The 24,560-nt window shown below is 62.0% G+C and carries 24 protein-coding genes; 11 read left to right on the top strand and 13 right to left on the bottom strand.

Annotated elements, in window-relative coordinates:
- Window positions 1-146: 146 nt before the first annotated feature.
- Window positions 147-1,271 (top strand): methyltransferase, encoded by a 1,125-nt coding sequence (locus J3P92_RS04140; RefSeq protein WP_434649974.1) that lies wholly within the window; start codon window positions 147-149, stop codon window positions 1,269-1,271.
- A 5-nt stretch (window positions 1,272-1,276) separates the two neighbouring features.
- On the opposite strand, the gene J3P92_RS04135 is transcribed toward J3P92_RS04140, so the two are convergent.
- The 3 genes from J3P92_RS04135 to J3P92_RS04125 are packed head-to-tail and all read right to left on the bottom strand — an operon-like array spanning window position 1,277 to window position 3,913.
- A complete protein-coding gene (locus tag J3P92_RS04135) occupies window positions 1,277-1,441 on the bottom strand; it encodes a DUF2474 domain-containing protein (protein ID WP_080942585.1) in 165 nt (54 codons plus the stop codon).
- Between the two features lie 21 nt (window positions 1,442-1,462).
- Window positions 1,463-2,470 carry a cytochrome d ubiquinol oxidase subunit II gene (cydB, locus tag J3P92_RS04130; RefSeq protein WP_434562210.1) on the bottom strand — a complete coding sequence of 336 codons (1,008 nt, stop codon included), beginning with the start codon at window positions 2,468-2,470 and terminating at the stop codon, window positions 1,463-1,465.
- A 3-nt stretch (window positions 2,471-2,473) separates the two neighbouring features.
- Window positions 2,474-3,913, bottom strand: a complete 1,440-nt coding sequence (locus J3P92_RS04125) for a cytochrome ubiquinol oxidase subunit I (RefSeq protein WP_434649972.1) — start codon at window positions 3,911-3,913, stop codon at window positions 2,474-2,476.
- Between the two features lie 487 nt (window positions 3,914-4,400).
- Here J3P92_RS04125 and J3P92_RS04120 point away from each other — a divergent pair, with 487 nt between their 5' ends.
- Window positions 4,401-5,639, top strand: coding sequence for an MFS transporter (locus tag J3P92_RS04120; protein WP_434609466.1), 1,239 nt, complete (start codon window positions 4,401-4,403; stop codon window positions 5,637-5,639).
- On the opposite strand, the gene J3P92_RS04115 is transcribed toward J3P92_RS04120, so the two are convergent.
- The 3 genes from J3P92_RS04115 to J3P92_RS04105 are packed head-to-tail and all read right to left on the bottom strand — an operon-like array spanning window position 5,636 to window position 9,347.
- The gene (locus J3P92_RS04115) at window positions 5,636-7,837 is read right to left on the bottom strand and encodes a xanthine dehydrogenase family protein molybdopterin-binding subunit (protein ID WP_434649970.1); all 2,202 of its coding nucleotides are present in this window, start codon (window positions 7,835-7,837) and stop codon (window positions 5,636-5,638) included. The genes J3P92_RS04120 and J3P92_RS04115 overlap by 4 nt on opposite strands.
- Entirely contained in the window at window positions 7,834-8,826 is a 993-nt protein-coding gene (locus J3P92_RS04110; protein ID WP_434649968.1) for an FAD binding domain-containing protein, read from the bottom strand. The genes J3P92_RS04115 and J3P92_RS04110 overlap by 4 nt, the downstream gene beginning before the upstream one ends.
- Window positions 8,823-9,347, bottom strand: a complete 525-nt coding sequence (locus tag J3P92_RS04105) for a (2Fe-2S)-binding protein (protein ID WP_434562202.1) — start codon at window positions 9,345-9,347, stop codon at window positions 8,823-8,825. The genes J3P92_RS04110 and J3P92_RS04105 overlap by 4 nt, the downstream gene beginning before the upstream one ends.
- Window positions 9,348-9,529: 182 nt before the next feature.
- On the opposite strand from J3P92_RS04105, the gene J3P92_RS04100 reads away from it, so the two are divergent.
- Both J3P92_RS04100 and J3P92_RS04095 read left to right on the top strand, forming a co-directional pair.
- Window positions 9,530-9,808 carry a type II toxin-antitoxin system RelE/ParE family toxin gene (locus tag J3P92_RS04100; RefSeq protein ID WP_420767284.1) on the top strand — a complete coding sequence of 93 codons (279 nt, stop codon included), beginning with the start codon at window positions 9,530-9,532 and terminating at the stop codon, window positions 9,806-9,808.
- A gap of 14 nt (window positions 9,809-9,822) precedes the next feature.
- The gene (locus J3P92_RS04095) at window positions 9,823-10,110 is read left to right on the top strand and encodes a HigA family addiction module antitoxin (protein ID WP_434649966.1); all 288 of its coding nucleotides are present in this window, start codon (window positions 9,823-9,825) and stop codon (window positions 10,108-10,110) included.
- 5 nt (window positions 10,111-10,115) lie between these two features.
- On the opposite strand, the gene J3P92_RS04090 is transcribed toward J3P92_RS04095, so the two are convergent.
- Both J3P92_RS04090 and J3P92_RS04085 read right to left on the bottom strand, forming a co-directional pair.
- Window positions 10,116-10,682, bottom strand: coding sequence for a DJ-1 family glyoxalase III (locus J3P92_RS04090; RefSeq protein ID WP_420767286.1), 567 nt, complete (start codon window positions 10,680-10,682; stop codon window positions 10,116-10,118).
- A 78-nt stretch (window positions 10,683-10,760) separates the two neighbouring features.
- Entirely contained in the window at window positions 10,761-11,201 is a 441-nt protein-coding gene (locus J3P92_RS04085; protein WP_420767287.1) for a DUF4879 domain-containing protein, read from the bottom strand.
- Between the two features lie 217 nt (window positions 11,202-11,418).
- Here J3P92_RS04085 and J3P92_RS04080 point away from each other — a divergent pair, with 217 nt between their 5' ends.
- From J3P92_RS04080 to J3P92_RS04065, 4 genes are all read left to right on the top strand, one after another.
- Window positions 11,419-12,714 carry an NCS2 family permease gene (locus J3P92_RS04080; protein WP_420767288.1) on the top strand — a complete coding sequence of 432 codons (1,296 nt, stop codon included), beginning with the start codon at window positions 11,419-11,421 and terminating at the stop codon, window positions 12,712-12,714.
- Window positions 12,711-13,790 (top strand): tRNA (uridine(54)-C5)-methyltransferase TrmA, encoded by a 1,080-nt coding sequence (trmA, locus tag J3P92_RS04075; RefSeq protein ID WP_434649964.1) that lies wholly within the window; start codon window positions 12,711-12,713, stop codon window positions 13,788-13,790. The genes J3P92_RS04080 and trmA overlap by 4 nt, the downstream gene beginning before the upstream one ends.
- Before the next feature lie 296 nt (window positions 13,791-14,086).
- Window positions 14,087-14,527, top strand: a complete 441-nt coding sequence (gene aroQ / locus J3P92_RS04070) for a type II 3-dehydroquinate dehydratase (RefSeq protein ID WP_434649962.1) — start codon at window positions 14,087-14,089, stop codon at window positions 14,525-14,527.
- A 4-nt stretch (window positions 14,528-14,531) separates the two neighbouring features.
- The gene (locus J3P92_RS04065) at window positions 14,532-15,383 is read left to right on the top strand and encodes a shikimate dehydrogenase (protein WP_434649960.1); all 852 of its coding nucleotides are present in this window, start codon (window positions 14,532-14,534) and stop codon (window positions 15,381-15,383) included.
- A 153-nt stretch (window positions 15,384-15,536) separates the two neighbouring features.
- On the opposite strand, the gene J3P92_RS04060 is transcribed toward J3P92_RS04065, so the two are convergent.
- Together J3P92_RS04060 and quiC are read right to left on the bottom strand one after the other, a co-directional pair.
- Window positions 15,537-16,214 (bottom strand): TetR/AcrR family transcriptional regulator, encoded by a 678-nt coding sequence (locus J3P92_RS04060; RefSeq protein WP_420767292.1) that lies wholly within the window; start codon window positions 16,212-16,214, stop codon window positions 15,537-15,539.
- 102 nt (window positions 16,215-16,316) lie between these two features.
- The gene (gene quiC / locus J3P92_RS04055; protein ID WP_434609449.1) at window positions 16,317-18,215 is read right to left on the bottom strand and encodes a 3-dehydroshikimate dehydratase QuiC; all 1,899 of its coding nucleotides are present in this window, start codon (window positions 18,213-18,215) and stop codon (window positions 16,317-16,319) included.
- Window positions 18,216-18,473: 258 nt separating this feature from the next.
- Here quiC and J3P92_RS04050 point away from each other — a divergent pair, with 258 nt between their 5' ends.
- A complete protein-coding gene (locus J3P92_RS04050) occupies window positions 18,474-19,811 on the top strand; it encodes an MFS transporter (RefSeq protein ID WP_434609446.1) in 1,338 nt (445 codons plus the stop codon).
- A gap of 148 nt (window positions 19,812-19,959) precedes the next feature.
- Here the strand turns inward: J3P92_RS04050 and J3P92_RS04045 are convergent, their stop codons facing one another.
- Window positions 19,960-20,838 (bottom strand): DMT family transporter, encoded by an 879-nt coding sequence (locus J3P92_RS04045; protein ID WP_249873253.1) that lies wholly within the window; start codon window positions 20,836-20,838, stop codon window positions 19,960-19,962.
- Between the two features lie 252 nt (window positions 20,839-21,090).
- Between J3P92_RS04045 and ypfJ the strand changes: the two genes are divergently transcribed.
- Window positions 21,091-21,978, top strand: a complete 888-nt coding sequence (gene ypfJ, locus J3P92_RS04040) for a KPN_02809 family neutral zinc metallopeptidase (RefSeq protein WP_420767295.1) — start codon at window positions 21,091-21,093, stop codon at window positions 21,976-21,978.
- Window positions 21,979-22,926 carry an alpha/beta hydrolase gene (locus J3P92_RS04035; protein ID WP_434649958.1) on the top strand — a complete coding sequence of 316 codons (948 nt, stop codon included), beginning with the start codon at window positions 21,979-21,981 and terminating at the stop codon, window positions 22,924-22,926.
- A gap of 144 nt (window positions 22,927-23,070) precedes the next feature.
- On the opposite strand, the gene J3P92_RS04030 is transcribed toward J3P92_RS04035, so the two are convergent.
- The gene (locus tag J3P92_RS04030; RefSeq protein WP_420767297.1) at window positions 23,071-23,664 is read right to left on the bottom strand and encodes an HAD family hydrolase; all 594 of its coding nucleotides are present in this window, start codon (window positions 23,662-23,664) and stop codon (window positions 23,071-23,073) included.
- Window positions 23,661-24,530: an acyl-CoA thioesterase II gene (gene tesB / locus J3P92_RS04025; protein ID WP_181289449.1), complete on the bottom strand. Its 870-nt coding sequence runs from the start codon at window positions 24,528-24,530 to the stop codon at window positions 23,661-23,663. The genes J3P92_RS04030 and tesB overlap by 4 nt, the downstream gene beginning before the upstream one ends.
- Between the last annotated feature and the right edge of the window lie 30 nt (window positions 24,531-24,560).

Raw genomic sequence — 24,560 nt, 5'->3', positions numbered from 1 at the left:
GGGTAATGCCTGGCAAAAAAACGTACCATTTACGGCCCCACTTGAATGATGACGCGCCTAGTCCGCGACGCAGTTCATTCAGGAGGTCCCGCTGACAGACCTGCCCAAGGCAGCGGGACACCCGTTGATTTGCCAGAGTCCCAGCCATGCCCTTGCTCGATACTCCCTTCGCCCAACTCGACCTGATCCGCCAGCCCGAACAGCCGAACGAACCCCTGCAAGCGTTCGACGCTGCCGATGAATATCTGCTTGCGCACCTGGCCGAACACCAACCGGGCGCGGAAACCCGGGTGCTGGTACTCAATGATGGCTTCGGCGCCCTGGCGGCCAGCCTCGCAGGCAAGGTCAAGGTCACCAGCAGCGGTGACTCGTTCCTGGCGCTGCAGGCATTGGAAAAGAATCTGGTGCGCAACGGGTTGCCGTTCGATACGGTGCCCATCGTGCCGGCCAGCGAAGCGCTGACGGGGCCTTTCGATTGTGTCCTGGTCAAGGTGCCCAAGACCCTGGCGCTGCTGGAGGAGCAACTGATCCGGCTGCAAGGGCAACTGGCACCTGGGGCCCAGGTGATCGCTGCCGCGATGGTCAAGCACCTGCCCCGGGCCGCAGGCGACCTGATGGAGCGCTACGTCGGCCCGGTGCAGGCCTCGCTCGCTGTCAAGAAGGCCCGTCTGTTGATTGCCACGCCGCAACCGAGGACACCGGCCGCTTCCCCTTACCCCACTCGGTATGCGCTGGATGAGCCGAACATCGAGTTGCTCAATCATGCGAATGTATTCTGCCGTGAAGGGCTGGACATCGGCACCCGCGCCTTCCTGCCGCACCTGCCCAAGAACCTGGGCTCGGCGCGTGTAGCGGACCTGGGTTGCGGCAACGGCGTGCTGGCCATTGCCAGCGCCCTGGCTAACCCGGACGCTCGCTACACCCTGGTGGACGAGTCGTACATGGCCGTGCAATCAGCCGCCGAAAACTGGCGAGCCGCCCTGGGCGAGCGCGAAGTGATCGTGAGGGCGGGCGATGGCTTGGCCGGGCAAGAAGCGCAGTCCCTGGATGTGGTGCTGTGCAACCCGCCCTTCCATCAGCAGCAAGTGGTGGGCGATTTCCTTGCCTGGCGCATGTTCCAGCAGGCCCGTGAAGCGTTGGTGGTCGGCGGCGCGCTGTACATCGTCGGCAACCGTCACCTGGGCTATCACAGCAAGCTGGCGCGGCTGTTCCGCGGTGTCGAGCAGGTGGCCGCCACGCCGAAGTTCGTGATCCTCAAAGCCCGCAAATAACTCCGTCAGTGAGTCGTCAAACCCGCGGCGTTCATGAACATCCGCATCAAGCTGGCTACGATGAACAATGCCAGCACGCTACCGGCCCAAATCGCCGCCAGCCAACCGAGCCGCTGCCATAGCGGCTTTTTTTCCGCGGCCTCGATGTCTTTCAAGTCAGGCTTGGCCATCTTCGGCACCTCGCAGGTCGGTCAATGGTAGCCATCGTCATGGGTCACCTTGCCGCGGAACACGTAGTAGCTCCAGAAGGTGTACACCAGGATCAACGGAATGATGAACAACGTGCCGACCAGCATGAAGCCCTGGCTCTGTGGCGGCGACGCGGCGTCCCAGATCGAAATGGACGGCGGCACGATGTTCGGCCACAGGCTGATGCCAAGGCCGCTGTAACCCAGGAAAATCAGCACCAGCGTCAGGATGAAAGGCGTGTAGTTGGCGTTGCGGGCCACGGCGCGGAACAACCCGTACATGGTCACCAACACCAGGATCGGCACCGGCAGGAACCAGAACAGGTTCGGCAAGGTGAACCAGCGCGCGGCGATATCGGCATGGGCCAGTGGGGTCCAGATGCTGACGATGCCGATCACCGCCAGCACCACGAAGGCCAACGGCCTGGCCAGGTCATGCATCTGTTCTTGCAGCTTGCCTTCGGTCTTCATGATCAGCCAGGTACAGCCGAGCAAGGCATAGGCGGCGATCAGCGCCAGGCCGCAAAACATGGTGAACGGCGTGAGCCAGTCCAGGGAACCGCCGGCGAACTGGCGATTGACCACTTCGAAGCCGTCGATGAACGCCCCCAGGGCGACCCCCTGGAAGAAGGTCGCCGTCAGCGAGCCACCGATAAATGCCTTGTCCCAAAGATGCCGCTTCTCGGCCTTGGCCTTGAAGCGGAACTCGAACGCCACGCCCCGGAAGATGAGCCCGATGAGCATCAGAATCAGCGGCAGGTACAATGCCGAGAGCACCACCGAATACGCCAGCGGGAACGCCCCGAACAGCCCTGCCCCGCCCAGCACCAGCCAGGTCTCGTTACCGTCCCAGACCGGCGCGACGGTGTTCATCATCACGTCGCGGTCGCGCTCGCCCTTGACGAAGGGGAAGAGAATGCCGATGCCCAGGTCGAAGCCGTCCATGATCACGTACATCATGATGCCGAAGATGATGACCACGGCCCAGATCAGCGGAAGATCAATACCCATGACTCAATTCCCCTTGTTCGAGCTGTCGTTGTGGTCCACTTCGTCGTCGCCTTCGTTGGCGGCCGACAATGGACGGGCCGGGGTGCGTTTCTGACCGGGGCCACCGTCGGTCGGCTCGGCTTCCTGGGCCACCGGGCCCTTGCGCACCAGACGCATCATGTAGCTCAACCCCGCGCCGAACAGCGCGAAATACACCACCACGAACATGACCAGGGTGAAGCTCATCTGCGCAAAGCTGTGGCCGGACGACGCATCCGCCGTGCGCATCAAGCCGTAGACTACCCACGGCTGGCGACCGATTTCCGTGGTGAACCAGCCGGCCAGGATCGCGATCAGCCCGGAAGGCCCCATCCACAGCACCAGGTGCAGGAACGGGCGGGATTGGTAAAGCCGGTTGCCGCGGCGTAGCCAGAGGCTGCACAGCCCAGTGAATATCATCAGCAACCCCAGGCCCACCATGACCCGGAACGACCAGAACACGATGGTCGAATTCGGTCGATCCTCAGGCGGGAAATCCTTCAGCGCCGGCACCTGATCGGTCAGCGAGTGGGTCAGGATCAAGCTGCCCAGGTACGGGATTTCCACAGCGAACCTGGTTTGCTCGGCCTTCATGTCCGGCCAGCCGAACAGAATCAGCGGCGTGGGTTCGTCGCCGACGTTTTCCCAGTGCCCTTCGATGGCGGCAATTTTTGCCGGCTGGTGCTTCAGCGTATTGAGACCGTGGAAGTCACCGATTACCGCCTGTACAGGCGCGACCAGCAGGGCCATCCACATCGCCATCGACAACATGCGGCGAATGGCCGGGTTATCGCGACCGCGCAGCAGGTGCCAGGCCGCCGACGAGCCGACGAAAAACGCGGTGGCGACAAAGGCCGCGACCGACATATGCATCAGCCGGAACGGAAACGAGGGGTTGAACACCACGGCCAGCCAGTCCACCGGAATGACCCGGCCATCGATGATTTCGTAGCCTTGCGGGGTTTGCATCCAACTGTTGGACGACAGGATCCAGAAGGTCGAGATCAGCGTACCGATCGCCACCATGACCGTGGAAAAGAAGTGCAAGCCACGCCCCACGCGATTCCAGCCGAACAGCATTACGCCGAGGAAGCCCGCTTCGAGGAAGAATGCCGTGAGCACTTCATAAGTCAGGAGCGGCCCGGTTACAGCGCCAGCGAAATCCGAAAAACGGCTCCAGTTGGTGCCGAACTGATAAGCCATCACCAGCCCGGAGACCACCCCCATGCCGAAGTTGACGGCGAAAATCTTCGACCAGAAGTGATACAGGTCGCGGTAGGTATCGTCGTGTGTCTTCAGCCACAGGCCTTCGAGTACCGCCAGGTAACTCGCCAGGCCAATGGTGATGGCCGGGAACAGGATGTGGAACGAGATGGTGAACGCGAACTGGATTCGGGCGAGATCGAGCGCCTCCAAACCGAACATAAGTCTTCCTCTGTCAGGTAAAACCGGCTGCGGGCGGGGCTTGCATCACAGCCCCCAGGGATATGGAGTGCGATGCTTTTTAAATCGTTCTTTTTAAACCGTCACAACGCAGGACTTTGGCCCAATGGCCGCCAGCACAACGCCCCAAGGGGATTGACCTGGGTCAAGCAATGTTCAAAGAGTAGTCGCTATATGGCCGATGGACGGCGTGGTTTTTTGTCGCGTGGCAGGTTGTCCCAGGTGCTCAGGACATAAGCAAAAACTCTTGTCGCGAGGGGATTCATCCCCGCTCGATTGCACAGCACTCGCAAAGGCTTGGGCCGCTTAGCGCCCCAGCGGGGCGGTGCGACGTTTCGCTAAATCCCCTCGCCACAAATGTTCCCTCAAGCCAATATCGATGTTTGGCTAACTATTTTTCCAACCACCGCAACTTCCTGTTACAGCTCAGTGATAATCTCGACCTTCCCATCACCGGACCCCGTCACAGATGCCCAGCCAAGCGCCCCTTCTGCTCCGTCACCATCGTCCCTTCATTGCTTTCTGGCTGGCTCGGATATTCACCGCCAGCGGTTTCCAGATGCTGACGGTGGCCATCGGCTGGAACCTCTATCAACTGACCGGCAATGTCCTGGACCTGGGGCTCGTCGGCCTCGTGGAGTTCGCCCCACGGGTGCTGTTCATGCTGCACACCGGGCACGTGGCGGATCGATACGATCGACGTAAAGTCGCGGCCATCTGCCAATCGTTGCAAGCGATGATCGCCCTCACCCTGGCGATTGGCAGCGCCAGCGACAACGTTACGCGCGAGATGATCTTCATCCTCGCGTTCCTGCTCGGCGCGGCCCGCTCCTTCGAAATGCCGACCACCCAGGCGCTGTTGCCGAGCATTGTCCCTGCCGCGTTGTTTCCCCGGGCAGTGGCCGCCGCGCAATCAGCACAACAATCGGCCACCATCGTCGCCCCGGCCCTGGGCGGTTTGCTGTACGCCTTTGGCAGCGTCTGGGTCTATGGGCCAACCGTGTTGCTTTATGTCATCGCCTGCTGCCTGATGCTCAACCTGCCCGCCCGGCAGACACCGCTGAATAAAGGCAAGGCGACCCTCGACTCGCTGTTGGCCGGTATTCGCTTCATTCGCAGCCGCCCGGACATCCTAGGGGCGATCTCTCTGGACTTGTTTGCGGTGCTGTTGGGCGGCGCCACCGCGCTGTTGCCGGTATTCGCCAAGGACATCCTGCTCACCGGCCCCTGGGGCCTGGGCCTGTTGCGTTCGGCGCCGGCGGTCGGGGCCTTGCTGATGTCGCTGTGGCTGGCGCGGTTTGCCGTGGAGCGCAAGGTCGGCCGGGTGATGTTTACCGCCGTGGGCGTGTTCGGCGTCGCCACCATTGCGTTCGGCCTTTCCACGTCGTTCTGGTTCTCCCTGGCGGTATTGGTGGTGCTGGGCGCGGCGGACATGATCAGCATGGTCATCCGCGCCTCCTTCGTGCAGTTGGAAACGCCCGACGAGATGCGCGGTCGGGTGAGCGCTGTGAATGGGTTGTTTATCGGCGCCTCGAACCAGTTGGGCGAATTCGAGTCCGGGCTCACCGCCCACTGGTTCGGCACGGTGCCGGCGGTGGTCATGGGCGGCGTCGGCACGCTGCTGGTGACCGGGGCCTGGATCAAACTGTTCCCGACCCTGGCCAACCGTGACCGGATGCACGAACCGGTGGACGAGGCGAAAGCCTAGAGCAATTTATCCAGGGTGATGGGGAAATCCCGCACCCGTTTGCCCGTGGCATGGTAGATCGCATTCGCCACCGCCGCGGCCACGCCGACAATGCCGATTTCGCCGACGCCCTTGGACCCGAGGGCGTTGACGATCTCGTCATGCTCTTCGACAAATATCACGTCTATCTCGCCAATGTCGGCATTCACCGGCACATGGTACTCGGCCAGATTGTGGTTCATGTGGCGGCCAAGGGCATGGTCGGTCAAGGTTTCTTCGTGCAGTGCCATGCCAACGCCCCAGACCACCCCACCGAGGATCTGGCTGCGGGCAGTCTTCGGATTGACTACCCGGCCCGCCGCGATGGCGCTGACCACTCGGTTGACCTTCACCGTGCCAAGGTCTTCATCCACCAACACCTCAACGAAAACCGCCGAATGCGTGGCGGTCGCATAGGCCTGGCGTTTTTCATCCGGTCCGGTGGCGACCTCCGCGTGCAACGGCATTTCGCCGCTTTTTTGCGCCAGCTCCGCCAGGGCGACACGGGCCTCGCCCATGCGCAGTTCACCGTCGATGAAGGTTACCTGCTCAAGGGTCGCGCCGCTGAAGGCAGGACAGGACTGACGGGCCACGGCGAGCAGCTTTTCCCTGAGCGCTTCGCAGGCTTTCTGCACCGCCGTGCCCACCGACGAGACGGTAAACGAACCACCCTGCAATGGTGCCGTTGGCAGCGACGAGTCGCCCAGGACAAAGGTGACGTCCTCAAGGGAAACGCCTGACGCCTCGGCGGCAATTTGAGTCATGACGGTATAGGTGCCGGTGCCGATGTCCGTCGTTGCGCTGCTGACGGTCAACTTGCCGTTGGCGTCCAGCGAGGCGCGGGCACTGGCTTTTTGCTGCATGGCTTCCCACACGCCGCCCGCCATGCCCCAGCCCACCAGTTGCCGGCCGCTGCGCATGCTGCGCGGTTCGGGGTTGCGCTTGCTCCAACCGAAACGGTCGGCGCCCTGGGCGTAACAGGCCAGCAGCTCCTTGCTGGAATAGGGCTTGCCTTCGTTTTCGTTGCGTTCGGCATAGTTGATCAGACGCAACTGCACCGGGTCGATCGCCAGGGCGCAGGCCAGCTCGTCCATCGCACATTCCAGCCCGATCAACCCGAGGGCCGCGCCCGGGGCGCGCATGTCCAGCGGTGTGTAAACGTCCAACGGCGCCAGTTTGTACGTCAGTGTCACGTTATCGCAGTGATAGAGCATGCCGCTCCACTCCACCACGTGCTCGGTAAAATCTTCGAAACGCGAGGTCTGGCCAATGGCGGTATGCGTTACCGCGAGCAATCTTCCGTTGGCCGCAGCACCCAATTGCAAGCGCTGGAATGTCCGAGGCCGATAGCCAAACGTAAACATCTGCTGGCGCGTCAGGCTGACCCGTACGGAGCGCTTGAGATGCAGCGCGGCCATCACCGCGAGCGCCAATTGGTATTGCGGACGCAGGCCGGAACCAAACGCGCCGCCCACGTAGGCGGCAAATACCCGCACTTGCTCCTTTTCCAGCCCGAATACTTTTTGCACGTACGCCTGGCAGTTCTGCGCGCCTTGGGTCTTGTCGTGGATATGCAGGCTTGCGTCGGGTTGGTACAACACGGTGGAGGCATGGGGCTCCATCGGGTTGTGGTGTTCTATCGGCGTGCTGTAGGACACGTCCACACTCAGGGCTGCGCTCGCGTACTCGCCCTGAAAATTCCCACGGGGCTTGGGCAGTTCTGCAGGTGCTGGATGGGCTTCGTTTTGCAGGATTGTCAGATCGGTCTGATGCCCCTCAGCCTCGTATTCAATCTCCACCAGCGAGCCGGCATAACGGGCCAGCTCCAGGTTTTCGGCGACCACCAGGGCCAGCGGCTGGCCGCTATAGAGGATCTGGTCGTTGAACAGTGGCCGGAACGGCGAGCCCTCCGCCGCGTCGGCATCCTGATAGGGTTCGTCGTAGCTGGCGATTTTGGGCCGATTGGTATGATCGATCACAGCAACGACACCCGGCAGCGCCAGGGCGCGGGAAGCATCGATACCCACCACCCGCCCCCGGGCGATGGCACTGGATACGACACTGCCGTGCAACAAGCCGTCTTCCGGATATTCCCCGGCGTAACGGGCCCGACCGGTCACCTTGAGGAGGCCATCAACCCGGTCCAGCGGTTGGCCTATGGTTTTGCTCGGTGCATTCATCGGGCGATTCCTCCCACCAGTGCGGCATCGCTCAAGGCGCGGACAATCGCCCGGCGCGCCAACTTGACCTTGAAACCGTTGTGCTCTAGCGGCTCGGCGTCTTGCAGCAGCGCATCCGCGGCGGCCGTGAACGTCTCGCGGCTGACCGGCTGCCCCACCAACCAACTCTCCACGGATCGATCACGCCAAGGCTTGTGGGCCACGCCACCCAGGGCCAGGCGAGCCTGGCGAATCACCGGCCCGTCCAGCTCCAGCGCGGCGGCGACCGAGACCAGAGCGAAGGCATAGGACGCGCGGTCACGGATCTTCAAGTACTGGCTGTGTTCGGCGAAGCCTGTGGGCGGTAGCTCGATATAGGTGATCAGTTCATCATCGGCCAGTTGGTTGTCCCGGTCCGGAGCGTCGCCGGGCAGGCGATGGAAGTCGGCGAATTCGATGGTCCGTGGACCCCCCCGGCCCAGCACATGGACCACCGCGTCAAGCGCGGCCAGTGCCACGCACATGTCGGAGGGATGAGTCGCGACGCATTGATCGCTCGCCCCAAGAATCGCGTGAATACGGTTCAAACCGCTTCGAGCCGGGCAGCCACTGCCAGGCCGGCGTTTGTTGCACGGCACACCGGCGTCATAAAAATAGTAACAACGGGTACGCTGCAACAGGTTGCCACCCGTGCTGGCCATGTTGCGCAGCTGTGGCGAAGCACCGGCAAGAATGGCCTGGGAGAGCAACGGATAACGGCGCTCGATCCAGGGGTGCCAGGCCAAATCGGCGTTACTCACCAACGCGCCAATCATCACCCCGCCCGATGGCGTTTCGCTGAGGTCGGCCAAGGGCAGCCCGGTGATATCGATCAGGTGCTGGGGGCGGGTGAGGTTTTCCTTCATCAGGTCGAGCAGGTTGGTGCCGCCAGCGATGAAACGCGAATCGGCACTCGACAGCTCGACGGCGGCCTGCAGCGTGTCGGGCTTGCTGTAGCGAAAGGGATTCACGACTCACCTCCGGTCTGCTGGCAGAGCGGCAGGGCTTCTTCGATGGCATCGCGAATGTTGTTGTAGGCACCGCATCGGCAGAGGTTGCCGCTCATCAGCTCGCTGATTTCGGCGCCAGTGCTCGCCCGCCCCTCGTGGGCCAGCGCCACTGCCGAACAGATCTGCCCGGGAGTGCAATAGCCGCACTGGAACGCGTCATGCTTGATGAATGCCCGTTGCATCGGATGCAACTCGTCGCCATTGGCCAGGCCCTCGACGGTGGTCAACTCGGCACCGTCGCACATCACCGCGAGGGTCAGGCAGGCGTTGATCCGTTTGCCGTCGCGCAGCACCGTGCAGGCGCCGCATTGGCCGTGGTCACAGCCCTTTTTGCTGCCCACCAGGTCCAATTGTTCGCGCAGCAAATCGAGCAACGTAGTCCAGGGCAGCACCTGCAACTCGCGCACCGCGCCATTGAGTGTCAGACGTATGGGATGACGGACGAAGGACGCCTGCGTCGCTTCGGACAAGGTCGCGCTCATGGAACACCTCACGGTTGGTCGTACACGCGGCGTTTTGGAAAACCGCCGTCATAAGGGGTACGACTTCGGGGTGGGATGAGCGTTCCAAGACAATTGCCCGCCCCCCAATGCACGAGTCCAGCGCGCCTGTGCGGTACATATGTATCGCACAGACTGTAATGTATCGCCTTACACTCCATTCCATGATTAAATCCTTCCAGCACAAAGGCCTCAGGGTCTTTTATGAAACGGGTTCGACGCGGGGAATTCGGGCAGACCACGGGAAGCGGCTGGCTCGCATGCTTCAGTTCATGGACAGGGCATGCATGCCAAGCGACCTGGACATCCCCGGGTGGCGATTGCATTCGCTCAAGGGTGATCTGGTCGATTATTGGTCGCTGAGCGTTTCAGGGAACTGGCGAATTGTCTTCCGCTTCATCGAGTCCGACATCGAACTGGTCGATTACCTCGACTATCACTGACAGGAGGCTGGAACATGCCCATGCACAATCCGCCACATCCTGGCGAAACATTGCTGATGGACGTATTGCCCGAGCTGGGCATCACGGTGACCGAACTGGCGAGACACCTCGGTTTCGCTCGACCGCACCTTTCTCGGGTACTGCACGGCCATGCATCGGTCAGCCCAGACCTGGCAGTACGCCTGGAACGCGCAGGCATCGGCAAGGCACGCGTCTGGCTGGGCGTCCAGACCGACTATGACCTATGGCAAGCCGAGCGGCGCGAACAACCAATGATCGAACCCCTTGCCCATCACATTTGACGCTGTCACGCCAACAACTCCGCCGCGACCACGCTCCTCACCCCTTTACCGGCTAATGCTTCCACCAGCGCAAGGGCAAACACCAAGGCGGCGGCGGAACCCTGGGCGGTGATGCAATTGCCGTCCACCACCACCGGCTGGTCGACGAAGCTGCACCCGGACAGTTGCTGGCTCACGGCGGGCAGGCAGGTCATCCGGCGCTGGCGCAGCACGCCGAACGCCTGGAGCACCAACGCCGGGGCTTCGGCGATGGCGGCGAAGATGCGCCCGGCGGCCGCCTGGTCTTTGATCAACTGTTGCAAAGGCGGGTGGGCCGCCAGGTGTTGCACGCCGATGATGCCGCCCGGCAAGACGATCAAATCGAAATCCTGCACCAGCACGTCCACCAGCATGCCGTCGGCGGTCAGGCGCGTTCCGCGTGCGCAGGTGAGCATGCGACGGCCTTCGATACTCGCCACGACGACTTCAAGCTGCGCCCGGCGCAACACGTCGATCAGCGTCACCACCTGCAAATCATCAACGCCTTCAGCCACGGCGATCAGGACTCGGGGGATCTTGGTTCCAGGCATCATGGGCACTCTCCGCTGGGTGATCCTTCAAGACTAGTCAGCTTTGCCGGGCCCTGTCAGCCGAAGGTCGTCCACGGCATGTCATTTGATGTACAACTGGGTCGACATTCGGTTGCCCGGTGCGTTGATCGACACGTTGCTGAAGCTGAAGGTGCCTTCCTGCTTGCCCTTCAGATCGAAGATATACAAGTAGCCGACCGTTCGCCGGGCTCCGGTCGAACAATCATTGAGATTGCCATTGTCGTATGCACACACCGGTGAACGGGTGCCGTCGACCTCGAAGCCGTCCAGCGTGACATTTGGCTGGTGGCCTATGCCGAGCTCCAGCACGTAGACCTTGATATGCGGGCCACTGTGGTCGCAACGGGTTTGCGCCTGTCCTGCGGAAACGTCTTCGAAACCACAGGCCGGCGACTCGACCTTGAGCACCTTGACCTCGCTCAGCGGTGGTGCCGACGCGGCGTGCGCGACCGGCACGGCCAGCCCCAGGCCGAACACCCAGGCCCATGCAATGTTTTTCATGCGATACATCCCGACCGTCCGAAATCGGCCGCAGTATGGCCCAACTTTTGCCTGCGCACACTTATGCGACGCACACCGAGGATCGCAGCCACATCGCCGCGCTGCTATGATGCGCGGCTTTTTCCGACCCGCAGAAAATCCCGGCGCCCCTGGCGACCTGTGCTTTGCTGTTGAGGTCGATACATTCACGGCGCCGCGCGCGCCACGGGGAGCAGACATGCTGGAAAGGCTGTTTCAACTCAAGGCACACAATACCAACGTGCGGACTGAGATCCTGGCGGGCGTCACGACGTTCCTGGCCATGGCCTACATTCTGTTCGTCAACCCGAGCATCCTCGGCGAAACCGGCATGGACAAGGGCGCGGTATTCGTCGCCACCTGTCTGGCGGCGGCCATTGGTTCCACAGTCATGGGCCTGATCGCCAACTACCCGATCGCCCTCGCGCCGGGCATGGGCCTGAACGCCTTCTTCACCTACACCGTGGTCCTGCACATGGGCCATACCTGGCAAGTGGCGCTGGGGGCGGTGTTCGTCTCCGCCGTGCTGTTCTTTCTGCTATCGATCTTCCGCATCCGGGAATGGATCATCAACAGCATCCCGCTGCCGCTGCGCTCGGCCATCGCCGCCGGTATTGGCCTGTTCCTGGCGCTGATCGCCCTGAACAACGCCGGCATCGTGGTGAAAAACCCAGCGACCATGGTCGGCCTCGGCGACCTGAAGCAACCGGCGCCGATCCTGGCAACCCTGGGCTTCGTACTGATTGTCGCTCTGGAGGCGCTTAAAGTGCGCGGCGCGGTACTGATCGGCATCCTGGCGGTCACCATCGTCTCGATCCTGATGGGCTTCACGCCCTTTGGCGGCATCATTTCCGCGCCGCCATCCCTGGCCCCGACCTTCCTGCAGCTGGACATCAAGGGCGCCCTGGACATCGGCCTGGTCAGCGTGATCTTCGCGTTCCTGTTCGTCGATCTGTTCGATAACTCCGGCACCCTGATCGGCGTCGCCAAGCGCGCCGGGCTGATGGGCAAGGACGGCCACATGCCGAAAATGGGCCGTGCGCTGATTGCCGACAGCACCGCCGCCATGGCCGGTTCGCTGCTAGGCACTTCGACGACCACCAGCTACATCGAATCGGCGGCGGGCGTCAGCGCCGGCGGCCGCACCGGCCTTACGGCGATCGTGGTCGCGATCCTGTTCCTGCTGGCGCTGTTCTTCTCGCCGTTGGCCGCCAGCGTCCCGGCCTTCGCCACCGCGCCGGCCTTGCTGTTCGTCGCGGTATTGATGACCTCCGGCCTGGCGGAAATCGACTGGGACGACGTTACCGTTGCCGCTCCGGTGGTGATCACTGCCCTGGCGATGCCGTTCACCTATTCCATCGCCAACGGCATCGCCTTCGGCTTCATCGCCTGGACCGCCATCAAACTGGTGTCCGGCCGCGGCCGTGAACTGAACCCGGCGCTGGTCATCCTTTCGATCCTGTTCGTTATCAAGTTGGGTTGGTTCAACGCATGACTTTTGATTCCCAGGCCTACGCCACCCAGTTGCAAGACAAGGTCGTGCGCCTGCGCGACCTGCTGGCTCCGTTCGATGCCCCCGAGCCCGAGGTGTTCGACTCTCCGCTACAGAACTTCCGCCTGCGAGCCGAATTCCGCCTGTGGCGCGAGGCCGGCGAACGCCATTACGCGATGTTTTCCCAGGAAGACAAGCGCACGCCGATCCTCATCGAAGCGTTCCCCATCGCCAGCCTGCGCATCAACCAATTGATGCCGCAGCTCAAGGCCGCCTGGCAAGCCAGCGCGCCGTTGAGCCACAAGCTGTTCCAGGTGGAGTTCCTGACCACCCTGGCCGGCGACGCGATGATCACCCTGTGTTACCACCGTCCGCTGGATGAACACTGGCACGTCGCAGCTTCGAAACTGGCGGCCGAGCTGGGCGTAAGCATCATCGGCCGCTCCAAGGGCAAACGCGAAGTGATCGGCCACGACTACGTGGTGGAGAAACTCGACGTGGGCGGCCGCACCTTCAGCTATCGCCAACCCGAAGGCGCCTTCACCCAGCCCAACGGCACGGTGAACCAGAAGATGCTCAACTGGGCTTATGAAGCCCTGGGCGATCGCAATGACGACCTGCTGGAGTTGTACTGCGGCAACGGCAACTTCACTTTGCCGCTGGCAACCCGTGTGCGCAAAGTGCTCGCCACTGAGATCAGCAAGACTTCGGTCAACGCCGCACTGAGCAACCTCAGCGAGAACGCGGTAGACAATGTCACGCTGGTGCGCCTGTCCGCTGAAGAGCTGACCGAAGCCCTGAACGAAGTTCGGCCGTTCCGGCGCCTGCAGGGCATCGACCTGAAAAGCTACGAATTCGGCAGCGTCTTCGTCGACCCGCCTCGCGCCGGCATGGACCCGGACACCTGCGAGCTGACCCGGCGCTTCGACAACATCCTCTACATCTCTTGCAACCCCGAAACCCTCGCCGCGAACATCGCGCAACTGAACGATACCCACCGCATCACGCGCTGCGCGTTGTTCGATCAATTCCCTTGGACCCACCACATGGAATCCGGGGTGTTGTTGACGCGGCGCTGAATCCTCCCTTTCGGGGTGAAGGATTACCCTGTGGCGAGGGGATTTATCCCCGCTGGGCTGCGAAGCGGCCCTCTGCTCTGTCTTGTCTGGCCTCTTGCGAGTGCTGCGCACTCGAGCGGGGATAAATCCCCTCGCCACAATTGCTCTCCCTCACCTTTCGGCCGGCAATGTTCGATCATCGAACACTTATTGCCCGACAACCGCTGCTTTATTTGACCAAATTAACCATCTAGTACAATTTATCTCCACCGGCTGAAACCCGCCGAGACCAACAATAAAAATGTGGAGATTGTGCGATGCCTCCGATCGTTCTGGTGCTCAACGGCCCGAACCTGAACCTGCTCGGCACCCGCGAGCCGGCGACCTATGGCCACGAAACCCTGGCCGATATTTCCGCGCTGTGCGGCCGCGCCGCCGAGGAGTTCGGCCTGACCGTGGAATTTCGCCAGACCAACCAGGAGGGTGAATTGATTGATTGGATTCACGGCGCCCGAGGCCGGTGCAGCGGTATCGTCATCAACCCGGCGGCCTGGACCCACACCTCCGTGGCGATCCGCGATGCCCTGGTGGCGAGCGAAGTGCCGGTCATCGAAGTCCATCTTTCCAACGTCCACGCCCGCGAGACGTTTCGCCACCACTCCTTCGTCTCATCCGTCGCCATCGGCGTGATGTGCGGGTTTGGCAGCCATGGTTATCGCCTGGCCCTTGAACATTTCAGTCATCGGTTGAAGGGTTGAGCGCATGCCGAACGTCACTGTACTGGCCGGCCTGATCGGCGCGGGTATCCAGGCGTCTCGCACGCCAGCGCTGCACGAGCGCGAAGGCGATGCCCAAGGCATGCGTTACCTGTATCGACTGATCGATCTCGACGCGCTGAAACTCGACAGCAGCGCCCTGCCCGACTTGCTGATGGCCGCCGAACGCATGGATTTCACCGGCCTGAACATCACTTTTCCTTGCAAGCAGGCGGTCATCCCTCTGTTGGATGACCTTTCGGCGGAAGCGCGGGGAATCGGCGCGGTGAACACCGTGGTGCTCAAGGACGGCAAGCGCATCGGCCATAACACCGACTGCCTGGGTTTCGCCGAAGGTTTTCGTCGAGGCCTGGGCGATGTCGCGCGCAAGCGCGTGGTCCAGATGGGCGCTGGCGGCGCTGGCGCAGCGGTGGCCCACGCCTTATTGGTGGAGGGCGTGGAGACGCTGAGCATTTTTGATGTCGAGGTCAGCCGTGCCGAGGCATTGGCCAACAACCTGAACCAACACTTCGGCGCCGGTCGCGCCCGTGCCGGGCATGACCTTCCCGCTGCCATGGCCGAAGCCGACGGCTTGGTGAACACCACGCCCATGGGCATGGCAAAACTACCGGGCATGCCGATGCCGGTCGAGTTGTTGCGGGGCGACCTGTGGGTGGCGGAGATTGTGTATTTCCCGCTGGAAACCGAACTGCTGCGCAACGCCCGCGCGCTCGGCTGCCGCACACTGGACGGCGGCACCATGGCGGTGTTCCAGGCGGTGAAGGCGTTCGAACTGTTCAGCGGCGTGGCGCCGGATGCGAGGCGGATGCTGGCGCATTTTCAGAGCATGAATCCCTGAAGCTCGCGACAAACTCCCTGAGGGAACTTGTGGGAGCGAGCTTGCTCGCGATAGCGGTGGATCCGTTGATATCAACGTGACTGACATGCCGCCATCGCGAGCAAGCTCGCTCCCACATAGGCTCGCTCCCACAAGGTCTGCATAGGTTCAGGATCAGGCCTGCAAGTACCGCAACACCGACTCACACACCATCTGTCGGTGCCGCTGCTTGACCGCTTCGTCCGACAAGTCGATCTGAAAGATCTCACCAAACGTCTGGCGGTTCGACACCCGGTAGAAGCAGAACGAACTGATCAGCAAATGTACATCCAGCGGTTCCAGGCCGGCGCGGAACACCCCTTCTTCGGCGCCGCGACGCAGGATCACGCCCAGGGAGTCGAGGATGGTATTGGTCATCGCCTTGATTGCACCAGACTGTTTCACGTACTCGGCGTTGTGGATGTTTTCAATGCAGACGATACGCACGAAATCCACGTTGCGGTCGTGGTGATCGAAGGTGAATTCCACCAGGCGCCGGATCGCCTCGACTGGCGCCAGCTCTGCCAGATGCAGGCGGCTTTCGGTGGTGCGGATATCGCCATAGAGTTTCTCCAGCACCTCCACGTACAGCTGTTCCTTGCTGCCGAAGTAGTAATAGATCATGCGCTTGGAGGTGTGGATGCGCTCGGCGATAGCGTCGACCCGAGCGCCCGCCAGGCCTTGCTGGACAAACTCGACGATGGCTTCCTGGAGAATGTTCTCCCGGGTTTTCTCCGGGTTGTTCTTGCGACTCTTGCGCGGCGCGGCGACAGGTTCGTCGAGGGCTGCGGAAAGCTCTGGATTCATAGTCATTGCGGGCTCACGGCCGTCACTGCACAGGTTGGCGATTATGGGCCGCACCGGGCAGTGAAGGAAGCCAAGGCACTGCCCTTTACCGCCCTCGTTACGATTTCCCTACAACTTGGCGTGCCGCACGCCGCCACTGCGGGACTTGGCCATGGCCGCCAGGCGCACCGCGACGTTGGCGGCGCCGTACCCCGCGTAACCGTTCTTGCGCTGGATGATTTCGAAGAAGAAACGCCCTTCGAACGGCTCGGTATAGACATGAAACAGCTCGCCACCCTGGGCATCCCGGTCGTACAGCACGTTGAAGTATGCCAGCTCGCTGAGGAACTCATCGTCGAAATCGAAACGCGCCGCCAGGTCGTCGTAGTAATTGAGGGGGATGTCCAGCAACGGCACCCCGGCCTCCTTGGCACAACTGACCTGGGCAAAGATGTCATCGCAATCGAAGGCGATGTGATGCACGCCGGAACCGCGATAACTCGACAGCGCATGTGAGATTGCGGTGTTGCGGTTCTCGGAAATGTTCAACGGCAAGCGAATCGAGCTGCAGCGGCTGCGCAGCGCACGGCTTTTCACCAGGCCATACGGGTCCGGCAGTACCACTTCGTCGTCGGCCTCGAAGTCCAGCAGGCTCTTGTAGAACAGCACCCAGCTGTCGAGGCTGTCGGCCGGCAGGGCCATCGCCATGTGGTCGATGCGCTTGAGCCCGGCGCCGATGGCGGCAGCGGGCTGCAGATTGAAGTCGGTGCCGTAGACGTCGGCGTCCTGATCCACCAGGTAGATCAGGCTGCTGTCCGGCGCGCGTACCGCCGCCAGCTCCAGTTCATTGGGCCCGACGAGCCCGCGATACGGCTGGCCCTTGTAGGCCACGGCCCGTTTCAGGGCGCTGGTGCTGTCCTTGACGCGTACCGCCATGGCGCACAGCGAAGGGCCGTGGGCCTCGAAAAAACTATGGGCGAAGGAATACGGCTCGCAATTGAGGATCAGGTTGATATCGCCCTGGCGCAACAGGCTGACGTTCTTGGAGCGATGCTGGCCGGCCTTGACGAAGCCCAGGCGCTCCAGCCAATGGGCGAGCTTGGCGCCGAGATTGTCGTCCACGGCAAATTCAAGGAACTCGATGCCGTTGTATTCGCTGGCCGCAGGGGTCTCGAACAGAATTTCAGGCGTCTGCGCGGGCGCTTCCTCGGCCAGGCGCTGGCGCGTCTTCTCTTCCAGGTACAGCAGTGAACGCAACCCATCGGCTGCATTGGCCCTGGGCGGCGCGGCGCGAAAGCCGTCGTTGAAGATTTCCAGCGACAGCGGCCCGGTATAGCCGCTCTTGATGATCGGCGCGAGGAATCCCGGCAAATCGAATTCGCCCTGACCCGGGAAACAACGGAAGTGCCGGCTCCATTCCAGGACGTCCATCGCCAGGATCGGCGCATCGGCCATTTGCACGAAGAAGATTTTCTCGCCTGGAATCTCGGCGATGGCGCTGGGGTCGCCCTTGAGCGACAAGGTATGGAAACTGTCGAGCAGCACGCCCAGGTTCGGGTGATCGGCTTGGCGGACGATGTCCCAGACCTGTTGATAGGTATTGACGTGCCGGCCCCAGGCCAACGCTTCATAACCGATGCGCAAGCCTCGGGCGCCGGCCCGCTCGGCCAGCAGCCGCAGGTCATCGATCAGTATCCGTTCGTCGCCGACGCTGTCGGCCGAAGCATTGCTGCACACCAGCACCAGGTCGGTGCCCAACTCCTGCATCAAGTCGAACTTACGCTCGGCTCGCTCCAGGTTGCGCGCCAGGCGATCCCGGCGGCACCCTTCAAAATCTCGAAAGGGTTGGAACAGCGTGATGGCAATGCCCAGGTCGGCGCACATCTGCCTGATTTCCCGAGGGCTGCCGTCGTAGTAAAGGAGATCGTTCTCGAAAATCTCCACACCGTCAAAACCGGCGGCGGCAATGGCTTCGAGTTTTTCCGGCAGGGTACCGCTCAAGGAAACAGTGGCAATGGAACGCTGCATGACTTCGGCTCCCGGGACTGGCGTCGGCTACAAAAAATGCGCCGCTTTTTAAAAAAGTCGGGGGATTATTGAGCTGCCGGTTTCTTTGGGCAATTTAATATGTACCATCCGGTTAGTTTTTTGGGCGATTATCGAACACTATGCCCGATCAGCGAATTGACGATTTTTTGTCCACTGCCCACCATCGACATCACATTGTTGCCAAGCCTCAATGCAGACCCAGACCACGCCATAAGAATTTCAAGAACGGGTGACCCTATGATTCCTTCCCAAAGTTCCCGCCTGGCCCACGGCCCGGTTGTCGCCAGCGGTGGCATCGGCGACAAGATCCGTGGCGCGATGGCCGTGGGCAAGACCCGTTGGGGCATGCTCGCCCTGGTATTTTTCGCCACGACCCTGAACTACATCGACCGCGCCGCCCTCGGAGTCATGCAGCCGATCCTGGCGAAGGAGATGAGCTGGACGGCGATGGACTACGCCAATATCAATTTCTGGTTCCAGGTCGGTTACGCGGTCGGTTTCGTGCTGCAAGGGCGGTTGATCGACAAAATCGGCGTCAAGCGCGTGTTCTTCTGCGCCGTGCTGCTCTGGAGCCTGGCGACCGGCGCCCACGGCTTGGCTACCTCGGCGGTGGGCTTCATGGTCTGCCGCTTCATCCTTGGCCTGACCGAAGCCGCCAACTACCCGGCCTGCGTGAAAACCACGCGGTTGTGGTTCCCGGCGGGCGAACGCGCCGTGGCCACCGGCATCTTCAATGCCGGGACCAACGTCGGCGCGATGTTCACCCCAATGCTCCTGCCGCTGATCCTGCACGTCTGGGGCTGGCAGGCCGCGTTCCTGTGCATGGCGGCCCTGGGCGGTATCTGGCTGGTGTTCTGGGGCCTGAAATACTTCAACCCCGAAGACCACCCGAGCGTGAAGCAGTCGGAACTGGACTACATCCAGGCCCAGGAAGAACCGGACCCGGTAAGTGTTCCGTTCTCCCGCATCCTGCGCATGCGCGGCACCTGGGCATTCGCCCTGGCCTACTCGATCACCGCGCCGGTGTTCTGGTTCTACCTTTACTGGCTGCCGCCGTTCCTGAACCAGCAATACAACCTGGGCATCAACGTGACCCAGATGGGCATCCCATTGATCATCATTTACCTGACCGCCGATTTTGGCAGTGTCGGCGGGGGGATCCTGTCGTCATTCCTGATCGGCCGCGGGGTCAATCCGATCAAGGCGCGACTGATGTCCATGCTGCTGTTCGCTTGCTGCATTGTCGGGGTGATCATGGCGGCCGGCTCCAGCAGTTTGTGGGTGGCGGTACTTGCGATTTCCCTGGCCATCGGCGCGCACCAGGCCTGGACCGCGAACATCTGGAGCCTGGTCATGGACTACACGCCCAAGCACATGATGAGCACGGTGTTCGGCTTCGGCGGCATGTGCGCGGCCATCGGCGGGATGTTCATGACTCAGTTGGTGGGGCACATCCTCACCATCACTAACAACAACTACACCGTGCTGTTCACCCTGATCCCGGCGATGTACTTCATCGCGCTGGCCTGGATGTACTTCATGGCGCCGCGCAAGGTGCCTACCCTGGAAAATTGATGGGGCTATAACGCCCCGTGGCGAGGGAGCTTGCTCCCGCTCGATTGCGCAGCGATCGCAAAAAAGCGAGGGCCGCTTCGCAGCCCAGCGGCAGCAAGCTCCCTCGCCACAAACGTCAGCGCCAACCCTCAGGGGTGTGTGCAGCCCGTTATCTGCGCCGCTGTTGCCACGCCGCCGCCAACCCGCTCAAGCAGATCAGCGTAATACCCACCACCGTCGTCAGCGTCGGCGTATGGCTGAAAAACAACCAGCCCAGCAGCCCGGCAAAGATGATCTGGCAATACCCGAACGGCGCAAGCAGCGCCGGGGCGGCGAAGCGGAAAGCCTGGGTCAGCATCAAATGCGCGGTCATCCCGCACGCCCCCAGCGCCAACATCATCAAGCCGTGGGTCACGCTCGGCACCTGCCAGAAGAACGGCACCAAGGCGCTCATCACTAGCGTATTGCACAGTCCGGCGAAAAAATTGCTGGTGGTGGGGCTGTCTATCTCGGCGAGTTTGCGCGTGAGCAGTTGATAGAAGCAGAAGAACAGCGCCGAACAGAACGGCAACAACACCGCCGGCGTGAACAAATCGCCACCGGGGTGAACAATGATCAACACCCCGATGAAACCGAAGATCACCGCGATCCACTGACCACGTGTCACATGCTCGCCCAGCAGCGGTACCGACAATGCCGTGACCAGCACGGGGGCGAGGAAGTTGACCGCCGTCGCCTCCGCCAATGGGATGAACATCAGCGAGGTGGTAAAAAACAAACTGGTGCCTAACAGGCATAAAGCCCGGGCAACCTGCCACAACGGGCGCTTGGTACGCAGCACCCGCAACCCCGAACGTGGCAGGAAAATACCCGCCATCAACAAGGTGTGCACCACGTAACGGGCCCATACCACCATGATGATGGGATAGAAACCCGAGAGATATTTGGACAACGCATCGTGACTGGAGAACAAAAACGTTGCGACCAGAATAAGCACGATGCCCTTGAAAGCCTGATTGACGCCGGAGAGCGGAGTGCTGATGGTCATGAAGGAAACCTGCATTGCTTGATATTGAGGCCGGACGCACAGTGCAGTTATTGGGCCAGCGAGGGTTCCGATAAGTTCTGGATCCCAAGTGTAATGAAAAATCCACAGCCGGACAGGATCGGCTCGCCGATGAACCAAAATCCCCGGCGGTTGCCTGACTGCTCAAGCGCGACGCGCGCCTTGAACGCCTGAAGGCTAGACTCATCGCCACGGCAGTCATTTCTTCGCAGGGCCATTCAGAGGATTTCCCACATGTTATGGAAAAAAGGTCGCCGCAGTGACAACGTGGTGGATGCCCGGGGTGACGGTGGGGGCGGCGGCGGGATGCGTTTCGGCGGTGGCAAGGGGCTGAGCCTGACGGCCATCATCCTCATCGTCGGCATCGGCTGGATCACCGGCCAGGACCCGATGCAGATTCTCGGACAACTCACCGGGCAGATGGAACAAGGTTCCGCGCCCACCTCTTCGCAATCCCGCCAGGCGCCACCGGCCAACGATGAGCAGGCGGAATTCGTGCGCTCGATTTTGGGTGATACCGAGGACACATGGGGCCAGGTCTTCCAGCAGGCCGGGCGCCAGTACCAGCAACCGAAGCTGGTGTTGTTCAGCGGTCGGGTCAATTCTGCATGCGGCCTGGCATCCTCGGCCACCGGACCATTCTATTGCCCGGCAGACCGACAGGTCTACCTGGATATGAGTTTCTTCCATGAAATGTCCCAGCGTTTTTCCGCCGCCGGGGACTTCGCCCAAGCCTACGTCATCGCCCACGAGGTCGGCCACCACGTGCAGACCCTGCTCGGCGTGTCGGCGAAAATCCAGGAGGCGCGCCAGCAAGGCCGGCAAATGGAAGGCGACGGCGGTTTGCTGGTGCGCCAGGAATTGCAGGCCGATTGCCTGGCCGGCGTCTGGGCCAATCACGCGCAGAAACGCCTCAACTGGCTTGAGCCAGGGGACATCGAGGAAGCCTTGACCGCCGCCAATGCCATCGGCGACGACCGCCTCCAGCAGCAAGGCCAGGGCCGCGTTGTGCCGGACTCCTTCACCCACGGCACTTCGGCCCAGCGGGTGCGCTGGTTCAAGACCGGTTTCGCCCAGGGCCAGGTCAGCCAGTGCGACACCTTCGCAGCGAAAAACCTGTAGATGAAGTGGGCGGCGTTGATCGGGCTGGTGCTCTGTTGCGCCGTTTCCCAGGCCGAGGAACACGGCGTCCAGGCGGTCGCCCAGGGGCGCCTGCTGCTCAAGGGCGGGATCATGGCCGTTGCCGTGAGCCCGCCGCCGGCTTCGATCGAGCGGGTGTTGATCATCCTTCACGGTCGGCTGCGCAATGCCGACACCTACCTTCACAGCGGTGAAAAGGCCGCCGCGCAGGCCGGTCAATCGACCACGACGTTGATCATCGCCCCGCAGTTTCTCAACGAACTGGATGCGGCACGTCATCAGTTGCCCGCCGACCTCCTGCGCTGGCAAGGCAACGACTGGATGGCGGGCGGCTTGTCCATCGGACCGAATCCGGTCAGTTCATTTCAAGTGCTGGACGACATCGTGGCGCGGGTCAGCGACCGACAGCAGTTTCCAGAAGTGAAGGAAATCGTCATCGCCGGCCATTCCGGTGGCGCCCAGGTGGTGCAGCGCTACGCCCTGCTCGCCCACGGCACGTATCGCATCGCACCTCGGTTCGTCATCGCCAATCCATCGTCGTATGCCTATCTTGACGCGCTACGGCCCATGGCGTTCGACCCGGCCAGTTGCCCGGCTTTCAATCGCTGGAAATATGGCTTGGAGTACCTGCCCGCCTATGCGTCCGGACAAACCGCCACGCAGCTCGAAGATCAATACATCAAGCGCGACATCACTTATTTGCTGGGACAACGGGACATCGACCCGGAGCATCCGGCGCTGGACAAAGGCTGCGAGGCTCAGACCCAAGGGGCGTATCGCTTACTGCGCGGGCATTTCTTTTTCGACTACCTGACGCGGCGCCATCCGCAAGGACTCAACCAGCGGCTGATCGAAGTGCCAGGGGTTGGGCATGATGGGGATGGGATGTTCAACTCGCCGGAGGGGCTACAAGTATTGTTTGGGCAGTAAGTCTTGTGGCGGCGTATCGGGCCTCATCGCGAGCAAGCTCGCTCCCACAGTGGGCCTGGTGCAGACACAAATCTTGCGCTCGACGGAAATCTCCTTGTGGGAGCGAGCTTGCTCGCGATGACGATCAATCAGCCAACCGACCTCTCAAGCCGACAACATCCGCCGCAACTCCTCGCAATCCCGCGCATGCCAGTCCGTCAATTCAGGCCAGGGATTGTCCGGCAGGTTCACCAACACCGTCCGCGCCCCCGCTGCACGGCCGCAGTCCAGGTCAAAGCGGTAATCCCCCACCATCACCATCGAGCCGGGCGCCACTTCCCACGCCTCGGCCAGTTTCAACAGGCCACCGGGGTGCGGTTTGGGCGGTGCCTCGTCGCGGCCCAGCACGTCTTGCACCGCAAAACAGTCAGCCAGGCCGATGGCTTCGAGGGTGATATGCGCCAGCTCGCGGGCATTGCGGGTCAGGATGCCCAGGCGGTACCCACGCCCGGCCAGCTCACGCACCAATTCGACCGCCCCCGGCGCGGGCTTGGAGCCCAGCGCCAGGTCCCGTTCGTGCTCCAGCAACCAGGCGTGCTTGGCGGCGGCTTCTTCCGCGGGCAATGCCGCCAGGTGCGTAAGGATGTCGTCTTCGGCCGGAATCGCCAGGGCGACGCGGATCGCGGCGAAATCATGCACGGCAATGGTCAGCGTGCCATCCATGTCGAACACCCAATGGCGCACATCGGACAGGCTCATGCCCAGTCCTTGCGATGGCGGATGAGGCCTTCCTGGGTCACCGATGCCACCAACTGCCCGGCGCGGTTGAACACGCTGCCTCGGGAGAATCCACGGGAATTTCCGGCCCACGGGCTGTCCATGGCATAGAGCAACCAGTCATCGGCGCGCAGGTCGGCATGGAACCACAACGCGTGGTCAAGACTGGCGACCTGCATATCCTTGTGCCACACCGACTTGCCGTGGGGCAGCAGCGAGGTGGTCAACAGGCCGAAATCCGACGCGTAGGCCAGCAGGTATTTGTGCAGGGCCGGGATGTCCGCCAAGGCGCCATCGGCACGGAACCACACGTATTTGACCGGATCGGCCGGTTGCGGGTTGTAAGGGTCTTTTTCGGTGACCGGACGCACCTCGATCGGCTTGGGGCAAAGCAGTTTTTCGCGCATGTGCTCGGGCAGCAGATGGGCGCGCTGCTGGGTCAGCTCCAGCTCGGACGGCAGGTTCTCCGGCCCGACGACTTGCGGCATGGTGCTCTGGTGCTCGAAACCCTGCTCGTCATATTGGAACGATGCGCTGCAGGTGAAGATCGGATTGCCCTTTTGAATCGCCGTGACCCGCCGGGTACTGAAACTCCCGCCGTCCCGTACGCGGTCTACCTGATAGACCACCGGCAGGGCCGCATCGCCCGGACGCAGAAAATAACCATGCATCGAATGCACGTGGCGCGCCTCTTCCACGGTCTGGCTGGCCGCCGACAACGATTGGCCCAATACCTGGCCGCCGAACAACTGGCGAAACCCCAGGTCCTGGCTACGACCGCGAAACAGGTTCTCTTCGATCGGTTCCAGGGTCAGCAGGTCGACCAGATCTTCCAACACGTGGCTCATTCAGACTTTCCTCACACAGCGCAAAAACCG

This window comes from Pseudomonas sp. D3-27 (assembly GCF_051132165.1).
Taxonomy (GTDB): domain Bacteria; phylum Pseudomonadota; class Gammaproteobacteria; order Pseudomonadales; family Pseudomonadaceae; genus Aquipseudomonas.
This window is presented reverse-complemented; position numbering and strand designations above follow the sequence as displayed.

Coding starts and splice junctions, on each gene's coding strand:
- J3P92_RS04140 (WP_434649974.1), top strand. CDS start 147: ATGCCCTTGCTCGATACTCCCTTCGCCCAACTCGACCTGATCCGCCAG.
- J3P92_RS04135 (WP_080942585.1), bottom strand. CDS start 1,441: ATGGCCAAGCCTGACTTGAAAGACATCGAGGCCGCGGAAAAAAAGCCG.
- cydB (WP_434562210.1), bottom strand. CDS start 2,470: ATGGGTATTGATCTTCCGCTGATCTGGGCCGTGGTCATCATCTTCGGC.
- J3P92_RS04125 (WP_434649972.1), bottom strand. CDS start 3,913: ATGTTCGGTTTGGAGGCGCTCGATCTCGCCCGAATCCAGTTCGCGTTC.
- J3P92_RS04120 (WP_434609466.1), top strand. CDS start 4,401: ATGCCCAGCCAAGCGCCCCTTCTGCTCCGTCACCATCGTCCCTTCATT.
- J3P92_RS04115 (WP_434649970.1), bottom strand. CDS start 7,837: ATGAATGCACCGAGCAAAACCATAGGCCAACCGCTGGACCGGGTTGAT.
- J3P92_RS04105 (WP_434562202.1), bottom strand. CDS start 9,347: ATGAGCGCGACCTTGTCCGAAGCGACGCAGGCGTCCTTCGTCCGTCAT.
- J3P92_RS04100 (WP_420767284.1), top strand. CDS start 9,530: ATGATTAAATCCTTCCAGCACAAAGGCCTCAGGGTCTTTTATGAAACG.
- J3P92_RS04095 (WP_434649966.1), top strand. CDS start 9,823: ATGCCCATGCACAATCCGCCACATCCTGGCGAAACATTGCTGATGGAC.
- J3P92_RS04090 (WP_420767286.1), bottom strand. CDS start 10,682: ATGATGCCTGGAACCAAGATCCCCCGAGTCCTGATCGCCGTGGCTGAA.
- J3P92_RS04085 (WP_420767287.1), bottom strand. CDS start 11,201: ATGAAAAACATTGCATGGGCCTGGGTGTTCGGCCTGGGGCTGGCCGTG.
- J3P92_RS04080 (WP_420767288.1), top strand. CDS start 11,419: ATGCTGGAAAGGCTGTTTCAACTCAAGGCACACAATACCAACGTGCGG.
- trmA (WP_434649964.1), top strand. CDS start 12,711: ATGACTTTTGATTCCCAGGCCTACGCCACCCAGTTGCAAGACAAGGTC.
- aroQ (WP_434649962.1), top strand. CDS start 14,087: ATGCCTCCGATCGTTCTGGTGCTCAACGGCCCGAACCTGAACCTGCTC.
- J3P92_RS04065 (WP_434649960.1), top strand. CDS start 14,532: ATGCCGAACGTCACTGTACTGGCCGGCCTGATCGGCGCGGGTATCCAG.
- J3P92_RS04060 (WP_420767292.1), bottom strand. CDS start 16,214: ATGACTATGAATCCAGAGCTTTCCGCAGCCCTCGACGAACCTGTCGCC.
- quiC (WP_434609449.1), bottom strand. CDS start 18,215: ATGCAGCGTTCCATTGCCACTGTTTCCTTGAGCGGTACCCTGCCGGAA.
- J3P92_RS04050 (WP_434609446.1), top strand. CDS start 18,474: ATGATTCCTTCCCAAAGTTCCCGCCTGGCCCACGGCCCGGTTGTCGCC.
- J3P92_RS04045 (WP_249873253.1), bottom strand. CDS start 20,838: ATGACCATCAGCACTCCGCTCTCCGGCGTCAATCAGGCTTTCAAGGGC.
- ypfJ (WP_420767295.1), top strand. CDS start 21,091: ATGTTATGGAAAAAAGGTCGCCGCAGTGACAACGTGGTGGATGCCCGG.
- J3P92_RS04035 (WP_434649958.1), top strand. CDS start 21,979: ATGAAGTGGGCGGCGTTGATCGGGCTGGTGCTCTGTTGCGCCGTTTCC.
- J3P92_RS04030 (WP_420767297.1), bottom strand. CDS start 23,664: ATGAGCCTGTCCGATGTGCGCCATTGGGTGTTCGACATGGATGGCACG.
- tesB (WP_181289449.1), bottom strand. CDS start 24,530: ATGAGCCACGTGTTGGAAGATCTGGTCGACCTGCTGACCCTGGAACCG.